The sequence below is a fragment of the Streptomyces sp. NPDC008139 genome (genome assembly GCF_042957025.1).
Classification (GTDB): Bacteria; Actinomycetota; Actinomycetes; order Streptomycetales; family Streptomycetaceae; genus Actinacidiphila.
The window spans coordinates 59,724-74,453 of sequence record NZ_JBIBHM010000003.1; the positions used below are offsets into that span (position 1 = coordinate 59,724).

The following is a 14,730-nucleotide window of genomic DNA, read 5'->3' on the forward strand; positions in this document are numbered from 1 at the left end:
TCAGGCGCGGCGGAAGACCGGCTGCCGCTTCTCGGCGAAGGCGCGCGGCCCTTCCTTCGCGTCGGCGGTGGCGAACAGCGGCCAGCCGCGCTCGAGTTCGAGTTTCAGCCCCTCGGTCTCGGGCAACTCCGCGGTGTCGTAGACGCTGGCCTTGACGGCCTCGACGGCGAGCGGACCGTTGGCGTTGATCAGCTCCGCGGTCTCCAGGGCCCGGTCCAACGCGGTCCCGTCGGGCACGACATGGCCGATCAGGCCGATGTCGCGGGCCTCGTCGGCGCTGTACGGGCGGCCGGTGAGCAGCATCTCCAGCGCGTGGGTGCGGGCGATCTGCCGGGTGAGCCGTACGGTCGAGCCGCCGATCGGGAAGAGGCCGCGACGGACCTCGAACAGGCCGAAGACGGCGCTCTGTCCGGCGATCCGGATGTCGGTGCCCTGGAGGATCTCGGTGCCGCCCGCCACGCACGGTCCTTCGACCGCGGCGATCACGGGTTTGCGCGGCCGGTGGTGCCGGAGCATCGCCTTCCAGTGCAGATCGGGGTCGTCCTTCAGCCGGGCCCGCGCCCGCGTGGCGGTCTCGTCGGCGCCCTCCGACAGCGCTTTGAGGTCCATCCCGGCACAGAAGGCGCCGCCCGCTCCGGTGAGCACGATCGAGCGGATCGCGTCGTCCTCGTCGGCCTCGACCCAGCCGTCGTACAGCCCCACGAGCATCGGCAGCGAGAACGCGTTGCGCGCCCGCGGCCGGTTCAGGGTGAGGACGAGGGTGGCGCCCGCACGCTCCACGGTGAGGTGTTCCGTACCGCCCATCACGGTGCTCCTTCCGTCCGGTACTGGAACAGGTTGCAGTAGCCGCAGGCCGGGGACAAGGGTTTTCTGACTACTCGTCAGATTTGTTGGACGGGAACCCTTCCCACCGCACGCCCGGACCGCTCTAATGACCGCGAGCCCACCGCCACTTCACCTTCACCGACGACCGACGCGGGACCGCGCGGGACGGGAGACGCCGTGGAGTACAACCTTGCCGACCTCTTCGAGTCGGTCGTCGACGCCGTGCCGGACCGGGAGGCGCTGGTGTACGTCGACCACCCCGGCACCGGATCCGAGCGGCGGCTGACGTACGCGCAACTCGACGCGGCGGCCAACCGGCTCGCCCACCACCTCCTCGCCGCCGGCCTGCGCCCCGGCGAACACGTCGGACTGCACCTCTACAACGGGGTCGAATACCTCCAGACCGCCTACGCCTGCCTCAAGGCCCGCCTGGTGCCGGTCAACGTCAACTACCGCTATGTGGCCGATGAGTTGGTCTACCTCTACCGGGACGCCGACCTCGCGGCGCTGGTCTTCGACGCCGAGTTCACCGACCGCGTGGCCGCGGCCCTGCCGCAGGCGCAGCGGCTGCGGCATCTGATCCGGGTGGGCGGCCCGCCCGTCGCCGAGGACGCGGAATCCGCCCTGGAGACGGTGGAGTTCGCCGACGCGGTGGCCGCGGAATCGTCCTTACGCGACTTCGGCCCGCGGTCGGCCGACGACCAGTTCGTCATCTACACCGGCGGCACGACCGGCATGCCCAAGGGCGTGATGTGGCGTCAGGAGGACTTGTTCTTCTCGGGGATGGGCGGCGGCGCCCCGACCGGTGAGCCGGTCAAACGGCCGGAGGAGCTGGCGGAGCGGGTCGCGGCCGGCGGCGAGGGCCTGGTCTTCTTCCCCACCCCGCCGCTGATGCACGGCACGTCCACGCTCACCGCCTTCATCGGCTTTCACTTCGGCCAGAAGGTGGTGGTCCACCGGAAATTCGTGCCGGAGGAGGTGCTGCGCACCATCGCGAAGGAACGGGTCACCAGTGTCTCGCTGGTCGGCGACGCGATGCTCAGGCCGCTCGCCGACGCGCTGGCCGGACCGCTCCAAGGCACCGACTGCTCCTCGCTGTTCACCCTGTCCAGCTCGGGCGCGGTGATGTCGCAAACGGTCAGGGACCAGTTCCAGTCGCTGGTGCCCGGGGTGCTGATCCTCAACAACTTCGGCTCGTCGGAGTCCGGTTTCAACGGCACCGCGACGGCCGACGCGGGCCCCGACCGCGGCTTCCGCATCTCGGTCGACTCGCACATCGCGGTGGTCGACCCGGCCACGCTCGAACCGGTGACCGGCGCGGCGCCCGGCCGTATCGCGCTGCGCGGCCACGTACCGCTCGGCTATTACAACGACCCCGCCGCGTCCGCGGCGACCTTCTTCCGGCGGGACGGCGAACGCTGGGTACTGCTCGGCGACATGGCCACCGTGGACGAGGACGGCGTCGTGACGGTGCTCGGGCGGGGCTCGCAGTGCATCAACACCGGCGGTGAGAAGGTCTATCCGGAGGAGGTCGAGGAGGCGCTCAAGGCGCATCCCGACGTCTACGACGCGCTGGTGGCGGGGGTGCCGGACGAGCGCTGGGGCCATCGTGTGGCGGCGGTGGTGCAGCCGCGCGACGGGGCGGACCCGCTCACCCTTGAGGACGTGCAGGCGCACTGCCGTGCGCGGCTGGCCGGGTACAAGATTCCGCGCAGTCTGGTGGTGACCGAACGCATCCAGCGCTCCCCCAGCGGCAAGGCCGACTACCGGTGGGCCCGTTCGATCGCCGTACAGGGGGCCGGATCCGGCGGGTAGGGTCCGATCATGACCGTACATGATCACCAACGCGGCGCCGGGCGGAACTCCGGCCGCGAGTCGCCGCATGCGCCGCGCTCCTCCCTGTCCCCGCTCTCTCCCGGCCTCGATCCGGCCCGCACCGCGCTGGTGCTGGTCGACCTCATGGACCGGATCGTCGCGTTACCCCTGGCTCCGCACAGCGGGCCCGACGTGCTCACCGCCGCGTGCGGCCTCGCCACGTCCTTCCGGGAGGCGGGGGCGACGGTCGTCGCCGTCCGCGCTCAGCGCACCGGCCCCGCGGAACAGCCGCCGGGCAGCGGCCTGGTGGAGGGCGTGGCGCGGGACGGCGACCTGCTCGTCGTGAAGCGGACCGTCGGCGCCTTCCACGACACCGGCCTGCACGACCGGCTCCAGGAGCGCGGCATCGACACCCTCGTCATGGCCGGGATAGCCACCAACATGGGTGTGGAGTCCACCGCGCGGGCCGCCGCCGACCACGGCTACCGGCTGGTCTTCGCCGAGGACGCGATGTCCGGCCTCACCGCCGCCGAGCACCGGGCGACGGTCTCCCTCGACTTCCCCCGGTTCGGCACCGTCGTCTCCGCCGCGGAGGTGGAATTCGCCGGTCCCGGCTGAACCCGCCGGCCTTCGGGAACCTAGGAGTGGCGGCGGGGTGTCCCGCCGCCTTCTTTTTCACCCTGGTTTCTGTACCTACTAGTATGTACACTCAGTTCCATGGACACGGCGGAGCGGTTGATCGAGAGCGCCCAGGAGCTGCTCTGGGAGCGGGGCTATGTCGGGACCAGCCCGAAGGCCATACAGGACCGGGCGGGTGCCGGGCAGGGCAGCATGTACCACCACTTCCGGGGCAAGCCGGACCTGGCGGTGACGGCGATGCGGCGCAGCGCGGCGCAGCTCAGGGCGCAGGCCGAGGAGCAACTGGCGGGCGGCGAGACGGCCGTGGAGAAGGCGCTGGCGTATCTGCTGCGCGAGCGCGACGCCCTGCGCGGCTGCCGGGTAGGCCGGATGGCCATGGACCCGGACGTCATCGACAGCGCGGAGCTGCGACAGCCGGTGGCGGAGACCTTCGGGTGGCTGTGCGACCGGCTCGCCGGGATCATCGCCGACGGCATGGACAGCGGCGAGCTGCGGCCGGGCCTGGATCCGTACGACACGGCCGCCGCGATAGTCGCCGTCGTCCAGGGCGGTTACGTCCTGGCCCGCGCCGCCGACTCGCAGGAGCCGTTCGACCGGGCGGTGCGGGGTGCCACGGCGCTGCTGACGGCGGCGCGTACGGCGTCCTGACCACCGCCACCCGGCGGCGCTTCTCGACCCGACACCCGACAGGACCCGTCCCGCCGCACGACGGCGGCGCACCGCTCCGAGGCGGCGCGGAGGCCAACATGGGGGAGCCACCGACCATGCACGCGATGAACTACCGCGTCACCCTGCCCGCCGACTACGACATGGGGATCATCCGGCACCGGGTGGCGACCCGCGGCCACCTCCTGGACGACTTCCCCGGCCTGGGCGCCAAGGCATACCTCATACGTGAGCGCGGGGTCGAGGACTCGCCGGTCAACCAGTACGCCCCGTTCTATCTGTGGAACACCCCGCAGGGCATGAACGGCTTCCTGTGGGGTCCCGGATTCCAGGGGATCGTCAGCGACTTCGGACGGCCGGCGGTCGAGCACTGGACCGGGCTCGGCTTCGCGCGCGGACCGTCCTTCGGCGCCGTTCCGCGCGCGGCGGCCAGGCGGACGTGGCCGCTGGAACCTGGCGCCGAGCCCGCCGCCGTGATCAGTGCCGCGCTCGCGGAACTGCCGGAGCTGGCCGCACGCCCCGGCGCGCACAGCGTCGCGCTCGCCGTCGACCCCCGGCAGTGGGAGCTGCTGCGCTTCACCCTGTGGGAGCAGACGGCCCCGCCCGCCCGCGGCGAGGAGCGGTACGAGGTGCTGCGTCTTTCGGCACCGGAGTTGGACACGATCGAGACGGGACAGCAGTGGTGACCACCCCTACGGCTGATACGGCGCGTACATCCCGTACGACCCATACGGCCTATACGACGATGACGCCGAGCACGATCGACCGGGATGCGGGCTACCGGCTGCTGGCCGAAATGGCGGGCCCTTCCACCGTCGAGTCCACCCTCACCGGCCTCGACTCGCTCGCCCCCGGCTTCCCCGACTGGATCGTCACCGCCCTCTTCGGCGGCACCTACCAGCGCGAGGGGCTGGCCCTGCGGAACCGGCAGATCGCCAATCTGGCGGCGCTGACCGCGATCGGCGGGGTCGAGCCGCAGCTCGACGACCATGTCCGCAACAGCCTGCGGATCGGCATGTCCCCACGGGAGATCGTGGAGGTGATGGTGCACCTCGCACCGTACGTGGGCGTGCCGAGGGCGTTGGCCGGGCTGCGGGTGGCGGCCGGCGTCTTCGCGGACGGAGCGGACGGCGCGAGCGGCGCGGACGATTCGGGTGGCGCGGACGGAGCGGACGGCACGGGCAGGCCGGGCGATTCGGGTGGCGCGGACGACGCCGATGGCACGGCGCCGGGCGGTGCGCAATGAGCGGGCGGTCCGGGACGAGGGCGGTGCGTACGGTCCTCGGGGACATGCCGCCCGACCGGCTCGGGGTGTGCGACGCCCACGACCATCTCTTCCTGCGCATGCCCGCGCTCGCCGGACAGGAGCTGGACGATCCGGCGGCGGCCGGTGCCGAGTTGGCCGCCTTCCGGGCGCTCGGCGGAGCGGCGGTCGCCCAGTGGACGCCGTTCGGCCTCGGGCGACGGGCGGCCGAGCTGCCCGCGCTGTCGCGGACCTCGGGCGTGCACGTCGTGGCGGCGACCGGACTGCACCAGGCCGCCCACTACGCGCCCGAGCTGTTGGAGCGGCTGCGCGCGGACGGCCTGGCCGCCTTCTTCACCGCCGAGCTGACCCGGGGGCTGCTCGACGGCGACGACCCGGACGGCCCGCGCGGCACCGCGAGGGCGGGCATGATCAAGGTCGCCGGGATGTTCCACGGCCTCGACGGCCACGCCCGGCGGGTCCTGGCGGCAGCGGCCGAGGCCCACCACGCCACGGGTGCGCCGATCGGCGTCCACCACGAGCTGGGGACCGCCGCGGTCGACGTCCTCGGCGTACTCCACGGCGAAGAGGGCGTACCCACCGCCAGTGTCCTGCTCGGCCACCTCAACCGCTTCCCCGATCCGGGCGTCCACCGCGAACTGGCCGCCTCCGGCGCGTTCCTCGCCTTCGACGGCCCCTCACGCGCCCACCACGCCACCGACTGGCGGCTGATCGACTGCATGGTCGCGCTCGCCGAGGCCGGCCACACCGCGCAGCTGCTGCTCGGCGGCGACACCACGACGGCCGCCGCCCGCTCCTCGACCGGCGGCGGTCCAGGGCTGCCGTACCTGCTGCGTACGCTCCGGCCGCGCCTGGAAAGGGAGTTGGGCACGGCGGCGGCCGAGGCGGTCTTCGTGACCAACCCGGCGCGGGCGCTGTCCGCGGAGTGGCCCCTAGGGCGTGTCCGGTAGGCCGCCGGTCGCCGCGCCCTGGGCGAGGTCGGCGACCACGGCCGCGTGGTCGGAGGGCCAGACGCCGTCGATCGGGCGGTCACCGGCCCGGTGGGCGCGCTGGACGGCGCCGCGCGTGCCCCCGGCGGTCGGCATGCCGACGAAGATGTAGTCGAGGCAGGTGGGCCGGTTGCCGAAGTTGGCCGAGTCCTGCTGGGTGATGTCCCACGTGCCGTTCGGCAGCGCGGGGTCGGCGAACCGCCAGGCGTCGACCAGCACGAGCCCCGGAACGGCGGGCGCCGTCCGGTAGCCGCCCATCAGCCGGATCTCGTCGAAGTCCGGTTCCGCGTTGAAGTCCCCGGTGACGACGGGCGGATGTCCGCCGGTCGACCGCTCGGCCACGAAGGCGGCCAGCTCCCGCACCTGGAGGCAGCGGACCGCGGAGTCGGCGGCCCCGGAGTTGAGGTGGGTGGTGAAAAAGGGCAACGGGCCGCCGGGCGCGTCGATCAGCGTGTGCAGCGCCGTCTTGCCGTCGTCGGCGGCGGCGCCCGCGGGCAGCCGACGCTCGGCGGTTTCCAGGATCGGGTGGCGGCTGAGCACCGCGACGCCGACGTCGACGGTGGTGTCACCGCCGTTGCGCCCGTGCCAGCGGTCCTGCACCGGGGCGCGCGACCAGGCCCACTCCATGCCCAGCTCGTCCGCCAGCCACCCGGCCAGATTCTCGTCCGCGCTCCCCCACACCTCCTGGAGGCCCACGACGTCGGGCCGGACGTCGACCAGCGTCCGCACGATCGCGTCCCGCCGCTCGCGCCAGTTCCCGAACCGCCACCAGAGATTCCAGGTCATGACGCGGGTGGTGTCCGCCGACCCGGAGCCGCCGTCGAAGCCCGTGTCCGAGCCGCTGCCGATATCCACTCGCCGGTTCCCCTCGCCGCGCCTACCGTGTCGGGATGTCCACTGAGGTGATCATTCTCAACGGCGGATCGAGTTCCGGGAAGTCCAGGATCGCCCGCTGCCTGCAAGATGTGCTGCCGCGGCCCTGGCTGGCCTTCGGCTGCGACACCCTGGTCGACGCGCTGCCCGCCGCGATGCGCACCTCGGAGGACCCCGAGGGCGGCATCGGCTTCGGGCCCGACGGCTCGGTGTCGGTCGGCGACGACTTCCGGCTGCTGGACATCGCCTGGGCGCGGGGCATCGGGGCGATGGCCCGCGCGGGCGCCAGGATCGTCGTGGACGAGGTCTTTCTCGGCGGGCCCGACTCCCAGGAGCGCTGGCGCACCGCCCTGACCGGCCTCGACGTCCTGTGGGTCGGGGTGCGCTGCGGCCCCGAGGTGGCGGCGGCCCGCGAGGCCGCCCGCGGCGACCGCGCCACCGGCATGGCCCGCTCCCAGGCCGATCTCGTCCATCGCGGTGTGCGCTACGACCTGGAGGTCGACACCAGCCGCACGCCATCGCTGGCCTGCGCCCGTACGATCGCCGCCCGCGTCACCGGCTGACCGCCGCCGGGCGACGGCACCGGGCACCCACGACGGCCACGCCGCCGGTCGATCACGGTGTCAGGCGGCGCGGCTCCCGTCGCCGGAAGGCAACGACCGTACCTGTCGGGCCTCAGCCCCGCGCCCCGCCCGCCGGCCGACCGGCCGGGACCGGGGACAGGAAGGCCCGTACCTCGCGGAGGAATTCGTCCGGGCGGTCGTCGTGGATCATGTGACCGGCCTCGATGGTGACCAGGCGGCAGTCGGGGATGCGGTCGGCGACCCGGGCGAGCTGGTCCTGGCGCAGGTGGCTGCTCGGGCCGCCCGCGACGAGCAGGGTGGGCGCGGTGATCGCGGTGAGGTCGCGCCACCAGGCCGGGTCGGGGTCGTTGCGCTGCGCCGCGACGGCGGGCAGTAGACGCCAGTCGTACGGGGTCGGCTCCTCGGGGGCTGCGGACGGGACGGGGCGCGGCGGGTCGGCGGGGAAGGGCAGCGGGCCCTCCTCCAGTACGAGCCGCCGTACGGCGTCCGGCCGCGCGATGGCCGCCAGCGACGCGGCGAACGTGCCCAGCGAGTGGCTGACCACCGTCACCCGCCGCAGTCCCAGCGCGTCGAGGAAGCCGAGCACGTCGTCCCGCAGCAGCTCGAAGGAGTAGGTGCCGGGGTGTTCGCTCGCGCCGTGGCCGCGCAGGTCGGGCGCGTACGTGCGCCAGCCGTCGGCGGCCAGCGCGTCCGACACCGCGCGCCAGGACGTACGGTCCTCGCCCAGCGCGTGCAGCAGCAGGAGCGGTGGCCCGTCCGCTGGACCGGCCACCTCGTAGGCGAGCCGCACACCGTTCGCCTCGACGTTCAGAATCTCACCCATACGCCGAGGCTACGCCGCCGAGGGCCGCTCACAGCGGGCGTTCGCGCTCGGCCCAATAGGGCTCGCGGAGCCGTCGCTTGTAGAGCTTGCCGTTGGGGTCGCGGGGCATCTCGGCGACGAAGTCGACGGTCTTGGGCCGCTTGTACCCGGCCAGTTTCCGGCCGCAGTGTTCGAGGATGTCGTCGGCGAGCGCCGGTCCCGGCTCGTGTCCGGGGGCGGCCTCGACCACGGCCTTGACCTCCTCGCCCCACTCGTCGTGCGGGATGCCGAAGGCGGCGGCGTCGGCGACGGCGGGGTGGGTGAGGAGGGCGGCCTCGATCTCGGCGGGGTAGATGTTGACGCCGCCGGAGATGATCAGGTCGATCTTGCGGTCGCGCAGGAAGAGGTAGCCGTCCTCGTCGAGATAGCCGAGGTCGCCGACGGTGAAGAAGTCGCCGATCCGGTTGGACCGGGTCTTGGCCGCGTCCTTGTGGTAACTGAAGCCGCCGGTCTTCATGTTGATGTAGACGGTGCCGACCTCGCCGGGCGGCAGCAGGTTCCCGGCGTCGTCGTGGACGGCGATCTCGCTGATCGGCCAGGCCCGCCCCACGGTGCCGGGCTTCTTCAGCCACTCCTGCGCGGTGGCGAAGGTGCCGCCGCCCTCACTGGCCGCGTAGTACTCCTCCACGCACGGGCCCCACCACTCCAGCATCGCCCGCTTGACGTGGTCGGGGCAGGGCGCGGCGCCGTGGATCGCGTGCCGCATGGACGTCACGTCGTACCGCCCCCGTACGTCCTCCGGCAGGGCCAGCAGCCGGTGGAACTGCGTGGGGACCATGTGCGTGTGGGTGCAGTGGTAACGGTCGATGACGCGCAGCATCTCCTCCGGCGTCCACTTGTCCATCAGCACCACCGGGTGCCCGATGTGCAGGGCGGCGCCCGCGAATTGGAGCACGGCGGTGTGGTAGAGCGGTGAGCAGACGAGGTGGACGTTGCCGTCGAAGGGCTTGATCCCGAAGATCCCGAGGAATCCGCCGAGATACGTCTCCTCGGGCGGCTTGCCCGACAGCGGGCGGCGGATTCCGCGCGGGCGGCCGGTGGTGCCCGAGGTGTAGTTCATGACCCAGCCGCTGGTCCTGGCTTCGGGCGCGGTGGCGGGCTGTCCCGCGAGCAGGTCGGCGAAGGGGCGGAAGCCGTCGATGTCGCCGACCGCGTACCTCCGGCCCGCGGGAAACCCCGCCTCGTCGGCCGCCTCGCGGGCGGCCTCGGCGAAGCGCTCGTGCGCGATGAGCACCTTGGCGCCGGAGTCGGCGAGTATCCAGCCGATCTCGGGGGCCACGAAGTGGTGGTTGACGGGCACCAGATAGAAACCGGCCTGGAAGGCGGCGAGATAGGCGGTGAAGAACTCGACGCCGTTGGGCAGGACGACGGCGAAGGCGTCGCCGGGCTCCAACCCGGCCGCGCGCAGCCCGTGCACGAGCCGGTTGGACGCCGCGTGCAGCCGCTCGGCGCTCCACTGCTCGCCGTCGGGCCCGGTGAGAACGGTGCGGCCCGGGTCTTGTTCGGCCTGTGCCCAGAAGCCGTTGGGCGTGGACGTGCTCATCCGGTCCTCCTCAGCGGTCGTGTCTGCCGGAGCAGATCTGTTCTGCGTGGGCGGGCGGTCAGCGCCGGTCGCGCCCTGGGCCGGGGGCGGCGCCGTCCTGCGCGCCGCGTCCGGCGATACGGTTCAGCCGGTCCATCGCGCGCTCGAAGCCGCGCGTGAGGTCGTCGAAGACGGCCTGGACGGGGCGCTCCTCGGTCATCGCGCCGACGATCTGGCCGACCGGTGTGCCGAGCAGCGGGCCGACCTCGTAGCGCTGGATGCGGGAGACGGCGTCGGCGACCAGCAGGCCCTGGAGCGGCATCGGCAGGGTGCCGGGGCCTGACGGGTCCTCCCAGGCGTCGGTCCACTCGGTGCGGAGCTGGCGGGCGGGTTTGCCGGTGAGGGCGCGGGAGCGGACGGTGTCGCCCGAGCCCGCGGCGAGCAGCTTGCGGGTGAGGGCGGGCGAGTGCAGATCGGCCTCGGTGGCGGTGAGCCAGACCGAGCCGAGCCAGACACCCTGCGCGCCCAACGCCAGCCCGGCGGCGACCTGTTCGCCGGTGCCGATGCCGCCTGCCGCGAGCACCGGCAACGGGTCGACGGCGCGCACCACTTCGGGGACGAGCACCATGCCCGCGATCTCGCCGGTGTGGCCGCCCGCCTCGTAGCCCTGGGCGACCACGATGTCGATGCCCGCCTCCTGGTGGTGCCGCGCGTGCCGGGCGCTGCCGGCGAGCGCGGCGACCAGCACACCGTGGTCGTGGGCCCGGCGCACGACGTCGGCGGGCGGTGAGCCCAGCGCGTTGGCGAGCAGCTTGATCGGGTAGTCGAAGGCGACGTCGAGCTGGTCGCGGGCGACCTTCTCCATCCAGCCGGTGATGCGCCAGCCCGCGCGCTCGTCGGCGGCGAGTGCGGGGACACCGTGTTTGGTCAGCAACGCCTCGACGTAGGCGCGGTGTTCCGGCGGGATCATCGCCTCGACGTCCGCCTCGGTGACTCCCTCGACCTTCTTCGCGGGCATCACCACGTCGAGGCCGTACGGCAGTCCGTCGGTGTGCCCGTCCAACCAGTCGAGGTCGCGGACGAGTTCGTCGGGGGCGGAGTAGCGGACCGCGCCCAGGACGCCCATGCCGCCCGCGCGGCTGATCGCGGCGGCGACCGCGGGGAACGGCGTGAAGCCGAAGACGGGGTACTCGATGCCCAGCCGTGTGCTCAGCTCGGTCTCCATGGGGGGCAGGATGCCGCAGCCGGTGTGGAGAGGGAAGAGATTTTCTGACACGGTGTCAGATTTCTGCGACCGGCGCCCGTCACGCGGGGCCGCGACGCCCGAGCGCGCCACACGTCGGCGACGGTCCCGGCCCCCTCGTCACGACGGCGGCGCTCCCGGCCGCCCCCGTCACATCAGCGGCTGTCCCCGACCGTCGGGCCCCGCCGTACCGTCATCACCGCGGCGGCGACCGCGGTCGCCGCCAGGATCGCGGCGGCCGTGCCGAGGGCGGTCCGCACGGCGGCGCGCGGTGTGCCGTCCCCGCGAGGTAGACGCCGCCGATCACGGCGACGCCGATGGTGCCGCCGAGTTGCTGGACGGCGCTGAGCAGCCCGGCGGCCGAGCCGGTCTCCTGCCGGCCGACGCCGCTCAGCGCGGTGGTGAAGGCGGGGTGAACAGCCCGGTGCCCAGGCCCGCGACGGCGAGCGCGAACAGCAGCGCGGTCGCGTACGCGCCGGGCGCGGCGGACCGGTAGGCGAGCCGCCGCGACCGGCTCCACGGCCGCCACCGTCGCCCGCAGACTCGCCGAGCTGCGCACGCGCGGGGCGCTCTTCCTCGACGTGGACATCGAACCCGCGGGGCTGGGCGTGACCGTTTCGGCGCTGCTGCGGATGCAGATGAAGCCCGCGCATCTGGACGCGGTCGCCACGGAGTTGGCGGGGCGCCAGGAACTGGCGATGGTCGCGGCGACGACCGGGCCGACGAATCTGGTCGCGCAGGCGCTGTGCGGGGACGCGGAGGAACGGCACCGCTATCTGACCCGCGAGGTCGCGCTCGACCCGATCGCGCGGATCGAGACGGCGCCGGTCCTGCGCACCTACAAGGCCGCCGCGCCCCTCCGGATCGGCTGAGGACGGGGCCGAGGGGCCGGGACCGGATCGGACCCGCCGCTCACAACCGCTCGGGCGCGCCCTGCTGTTGGGCGGAGACACGGCGGTACAGGGCCTGCGCCTCGGCGGTCCTGCCGAGCTGTTCCAGGCAGTGCGCCTCGTCGTTGCGGCTGGTGAGGGTGTCGGAGTGGTCGGCGCCCAGCACGCGCTCGCGCGCCTCGGCGACCTCGTGGTAGACCGCGAGCGCGGTCGACCAGCGGCCCAGCCAGCCCAGGCCCACCGCTATCTCCCGCTTGCTGACGAGGGTGTCGGGGTGCTCCGCGCCCAGCACCCGCTCGCGCACCGCCGCCACGTCGCGCGCCTCGGCCAGCGCCCGGTCCCAGTGGCCTAGCCGTCCCAGATTGACCCCGAGCGCGTGCCGGGCCCGCAGCGTCTCGGCGTCGGTGGAGCCCCCGATCCTGGTCCTGGCCTCGACCAACTCCTCGTACAGCGCGAGGGCGTCGCCGCTGCGGCCGAGCCGTCCGAGGCAGATGCCGGTCTCGTAGCGCGCGGCCAGCGTGTCGGAGTGGTCGGCGCCCAGCACCCGGGCGCGCGCGGCGGCCACGTCGCGGTAGGTGGCCAGCGCCTCGGCCCAGCGGCCCGCGCGGCCCTGCGCGTAGCCGACCTCGAAGCGGGTCACCAGCGTCTCGGCGTGATCGGCGCCCAGCACCCGCGCGCGGGCGTCGGCGACCTCGACGGCCATCGCGTACGACTCGTCCGTCCGGCCGAGACGGCCCAGGTTGAAGGCCAGATTGTGCTTGCAGTGCAGGGTGTCGGGGTGGTCCGCGCCGACCGTGCGCTCGCGCGCCGCCAGCACGGCCGAGTAGATCTGGTGGGCCTCCAGGTAACGGCCGAGGCTGCCCAGCGCGTACGCGGCCTCGTGCCGGGCCACCAGCGTGTCCGGGTGGTCGGGGCCGAGGACCCGGCGGCGTACGTCCGAGATGTACTCGTACAGCCGCAGCGACTCCTCGGTGCGGCCGAGCCTGCCCAGGCAGAAGGCTGCCTCGTGGCGGCTGGCCAGGGTGTCGGGGTGTTCGGTGCCGAGCGCGCGGTCGCGGGCGGCGGCGACGGAGGTGTGCAGGTCGTACGCCTGACGCCAGTTGCCGACCCGGCCGAGGTCGATGCCCTCGGTGTGCCGGGCGGCGAGCGCGGCCAGGGTGTCGGGGCCCGCGGCGGCGACGACCACGCGGGTGGACCAGGCGCCGGTGAGTTCGTGGTGCGGCGCGTCGGGGATGCGGTGCGCGCGGGTGGAGCGCGCGGCGGAGCCCGTGGTCAGTCCGCTGGCCCAGGACGGCAGCGCCGAGGGACGCTCGGCGGCGGCCGCGCCCGCCGCCGCCCGCATGGCCTTGAGCCGGCCGCCGACGTCAGCGGCGTCCTGCGGGCGGTCCTCCGGGTCCTTGGCGAGCAGGTCGAGGATCAACCGGTCCAGTTCGGCGGGGAGTTCCGGCCGGGACATCCGCGGCGGGTCGGGCGCGGTGTCCCGGTGCCCGACCAGGATCGACCAGGCGTCCTCCAGGTCGAACGGCGGCCGTCCGGTGGCCAGTTCGTAGAGCACGCAGCCCAACGAGTAGAGGTCGCTGCGCTGGTCGACCTCGGAGACCGCGCCGATCTGCTCGGGCGACATGTAGTGCGGGGTGCCCATCGCCATGCCGGTGCCGGTGAGCCGGGAGGTGAAGCCGATGTCGTGGCCGAGCCGGGCGATGCCGAAGTCGCAGATCTTCACCGCGCCGTCGCTGAGCCGCATGATGTTGGCCGGTTTCAGATCGCGGTGCACGATGCCCTGGGTGTGCGTGTACGCGAGGGCGTCCGCGACCTGTTCCGCGATGTCGGTGATGTCGGGGACCGGCAGCGGATGGCGCCGCGCGTCGTCCAGCACCTGGAGCAGATTGCGGCCGTCGAGCAGTTCCATCACCAGGTAGAGGACGCCTTCGTGTTCGCCGAAGTCGTGCACGACGGTGACCCCGCGGTGCTGGAGGGACGCCGCGACGCGCGCCTCGCGGCGGAAGCGCTCCTGGAGGATGCGGGTGAATCCCGCGTCGCCCGCATGGCCGACCGGTTTCAGGCACTTCACCGCGACCCGGCGGCCCAGCGACTCGTCCAGCGCACGCCAGACCTCGCCCATGCCGCCGCGGCCGATCAGTTCGTGCAGCCGGTACCGCCCCTGGATGAGGGTCCCCAGTCCCTCGGGGCCGTTCCCCTGCCCGCGTCCCGGTCCGTGTCCCTGTTCGCGCCCCTGCTGGTAGGTCTGTTCGCGTCCCTGGCCGTGTCCCTGTGGATGTCCCTGGTCGTGTCCGTCGTGATGTCCAGCCGCCATCGCGTGCCGCCGCCCCCGTGGTCCTCGGTGCTTCCCCGGTCCCAGTATGGCCGCGACCGCCGACAAGCGGCACAGCGCATCAGGGCAAAACGGCCGCGGACTCGCGAACCCGCGGCCCCGCCGGGCGGGTGACGGGTGACGGGCGCCGGGCCCCACCCGTCGGACCGACGGACGGGCGACGGCTCCGACCCGCCGGACCGCCACGGAGACGCGCCCCCGCGGGGGCCGGACAGCCGGGCGCCCG

The 14,730-nt window shown here is 73.4% G+C and carries 15 protein-coding genes; 8 read left to right on the forward strand and 7 right to left on the reverse strand.

Annotation, left to right across the window (positions count from 1 at the left end; genetic code table 11):
• Entirely contained in the window at window positions 1–804 is an 804-nt protein-coding gene (locus ACFZBB_RS06865; RefSeq protein WP_391118593.1) for a crotonase/enoyl-CoA hydratase family protein, read from the reverse strand.
• Between the two features lie 198 nt (window positions 805–1,002).
• Between ACFZBB_RS06865 and ACFZBB_RS06870 the strand changes: the two genes are divergently transcribed.
• The 6 genes from ACFZBB_RS06870 (at window position 1,003) to ACFZBB_RS06895 (ending at window position 6,159) form a co-directional block, all read left to right on the forward strand.
• Window positions 1,003–2,640, forward strand: coding sequence for an AMP-binding protein (locus ACFZBB_RS06870; RefSeq protein ID WP_391118595.1), 1,638 nt, complete (start codon window positions 1,003–1,005; stop codon window positions 2,638–2,640).
• A gap of 9 nt (window positions 2,641–2,649) precedes the next feature.
• Window positions 2,650–3,258 carry an isochorismatase family protein gene (locus tag ACFZBB_RS06875; RefSeq protein ID WP_391118597.1) on the forward strand — a complete coding sequence of 203 codons (609 nt, stop codon included), beginning with the start codon at window positions 2,650–2,652 and terminating at the stop codon, window positions 3,256–3,258.
• Between the two features lie 99 nt (window positions 3,259–3,357).
• On the forward strand, window positions 3,358–3,927 hold the full coding sequence (locus ACFZBB_RS06880) for a TetR/AcrR family transcriptional regulator (RefSeq protein ID WP_355343976.1): 570 nt from the start codon (window positions 3,358–3,360) through the stop codon (window positions 3,925–3,927).
• Window positions 3,928–4,043: 116 nt separating this feature from the next.
• On the forward strand, window positions 4,044–4,631 hold the full coding sequence (locus ACFZBB_RS06885; RefSeq protein WP_391119276.1) for a DUF4865 family protein: 588 nt from the start codon (window positions 4,044–4,046) through the stop codon (window positions 4,629–4,631).
• A 59-nt stretch (window positions 4,632–4,690) separates the two neighbouring features.
• Window positions 4,691–5,191, forward strand: a complete 501-nt coding sequence (locus ACFZBB_RS06890; protein ID WP_391118599.1) for a carboxymuconolactone decarboxylase family protein — start codon at window positions 4,691–4,693, stop codon at window positions 5,189–5,191.
• Window positions 5,188–6,159, forward strand: a complete 972-nt coding sequence (locus tag ACFZBB_RS06895) for a phosphotriesterase (protein WP_391118601.1) — start codon at window positions 5,188–5,190, stop codon at window positions 6,157–6,159. Before ACFZBB_RS06890 ends, ACFZBB_RS06895 begins: the two co-directional genes overlap by 4 nt.
• Here the strand turns inward: ACFZBB_RS06895 and ACFZBB_RS06900 are convergent.
• Entirely contained in the window at window positions 6,142–6,984 is an 843-nt protein-coding gene (locus ACFZBB_RS06900; RefSeq protein WP_391119278.1) for an endonuclease/exonuclease/phosphatase family protein, read from the reverse strand. The two genes, ACFZBB_RS06895 and ACFZBB_RS06900, sit on opposite strands and share 18 nt — an antisense overlap.
• A gap of 104 nt (window positions 6,985–7,088) precedes the next feature.
• Here ACFZBB_RS06900 and cpt point away from each other — a divergent pair, with 104 nt between their 5' ends.
• Window positions 7,089–7,634, forward strand: coding sequence for a chloramphenicol phosphotransferase CPT (gene cpt, locus ACFZBB_RS06905; protein WP_391118603.1), 546 nt, complete (start codon window positions 7,089–7,091; stop codon window positions 7,632–7,634).
• Between the two features lie 112 nt (window positions 7,635–7,746).
• Here the strand turns inward: cpt and ACFZBB_RS06910 are convergent, their stop codons facing one another.
• The 4 genes from ACFZBB_RS06910 to ACFZBB_RS06925 all read right to left on the reverse strand — a co-directional run bounded on the left by ACFZBB_RS06910 (window position 7,747) and on the right by ACFZBB_RS06925 (window position 11,841).
• The gene (locus ACFZBB_RS06910) at window positions 7,747–8,478 is read right to left on the reverse strand and encodes an alpha/beta fold hydrolase (RefSeq protein ID WP_391118605.1); all 732 of its coding nucleotides are present in this window, start codon (window positions 8,476–8,478) and stop codon (window positions 7,747–7,749) included.
• Window positions 8,479–8,506: 28 nt separating this feature from the next.
• Complete coding sequence (locus ACFZBB_RS06915; protein WP_391118607.1) at window positions 8,507–10,060, reverse strand: AMP-binding protein; 1,554 nt, start codon at window positions 10,058–10,060, stop codon at window positions 8,507–8,509.
• 58 nt (window positions 10,061–10,118) lie between these two features.
• Window positions 10,119–11,264: a nitronate monooxygenase gene (locus ACFZBB_RS06920; protein WP_391118609.1), complete on the reverse strand. Its 1,146-nt coding sequence runs from the start codon at window positions 11,262–11,264 to the stop codon at window positions 10,119–10,121.
• 214 nt (window positions 11,265–11,478) lie between these two features.
• Window positions 11,479–11,841, reverse strand: a complete 363-nt coding sequence (locus tag ACFZBB_RS06925; protein ID WP_391118611.1) for a hypothetical protein — start codon at window positions 11,839–11,841, stop codon at window positions 11,479–11,481.
• Between the two features lie 22 nt (window positions 11,842–11,863).
• On the opposite strand from ACFZBB_RS06925, the gene ACFZBB_RS06930 reads away from it, so the two are divergent.
• Window positions 11,864–12,154: an Lrp/AsnC ligand binding domain-containing protein gene (locus tag ACFZBB_RS06930; RefSeq protein WP_391118613.1), complete on the forward strand. Its 291-nt coding sequence runs from the start codon at window positions 11,864–11,866 to the stop codon at window positions 12,152–12,154.
• 40 nt (window positions 12,155–12,194) lie between these two features.
• Here ACFZBB_RS06930 and ACFZBB_RS06935 read toward each other — a convergent pair whose 3' ends face one another.
• Window positions 12,195–14,486: a tetratricopeptide repeat protein gene (locus ACFZBB_RS06935; RefSeq protein WP_391118615.1), complete on the reverse strand. Its 2,292-nt coding sequence runs from the start codon at window positions 14,484–14,486 to the stop codon at window positions 12,195–12,197.
• Window positions 14,487–14,730 lie beyond the last annotated feature (244 nt).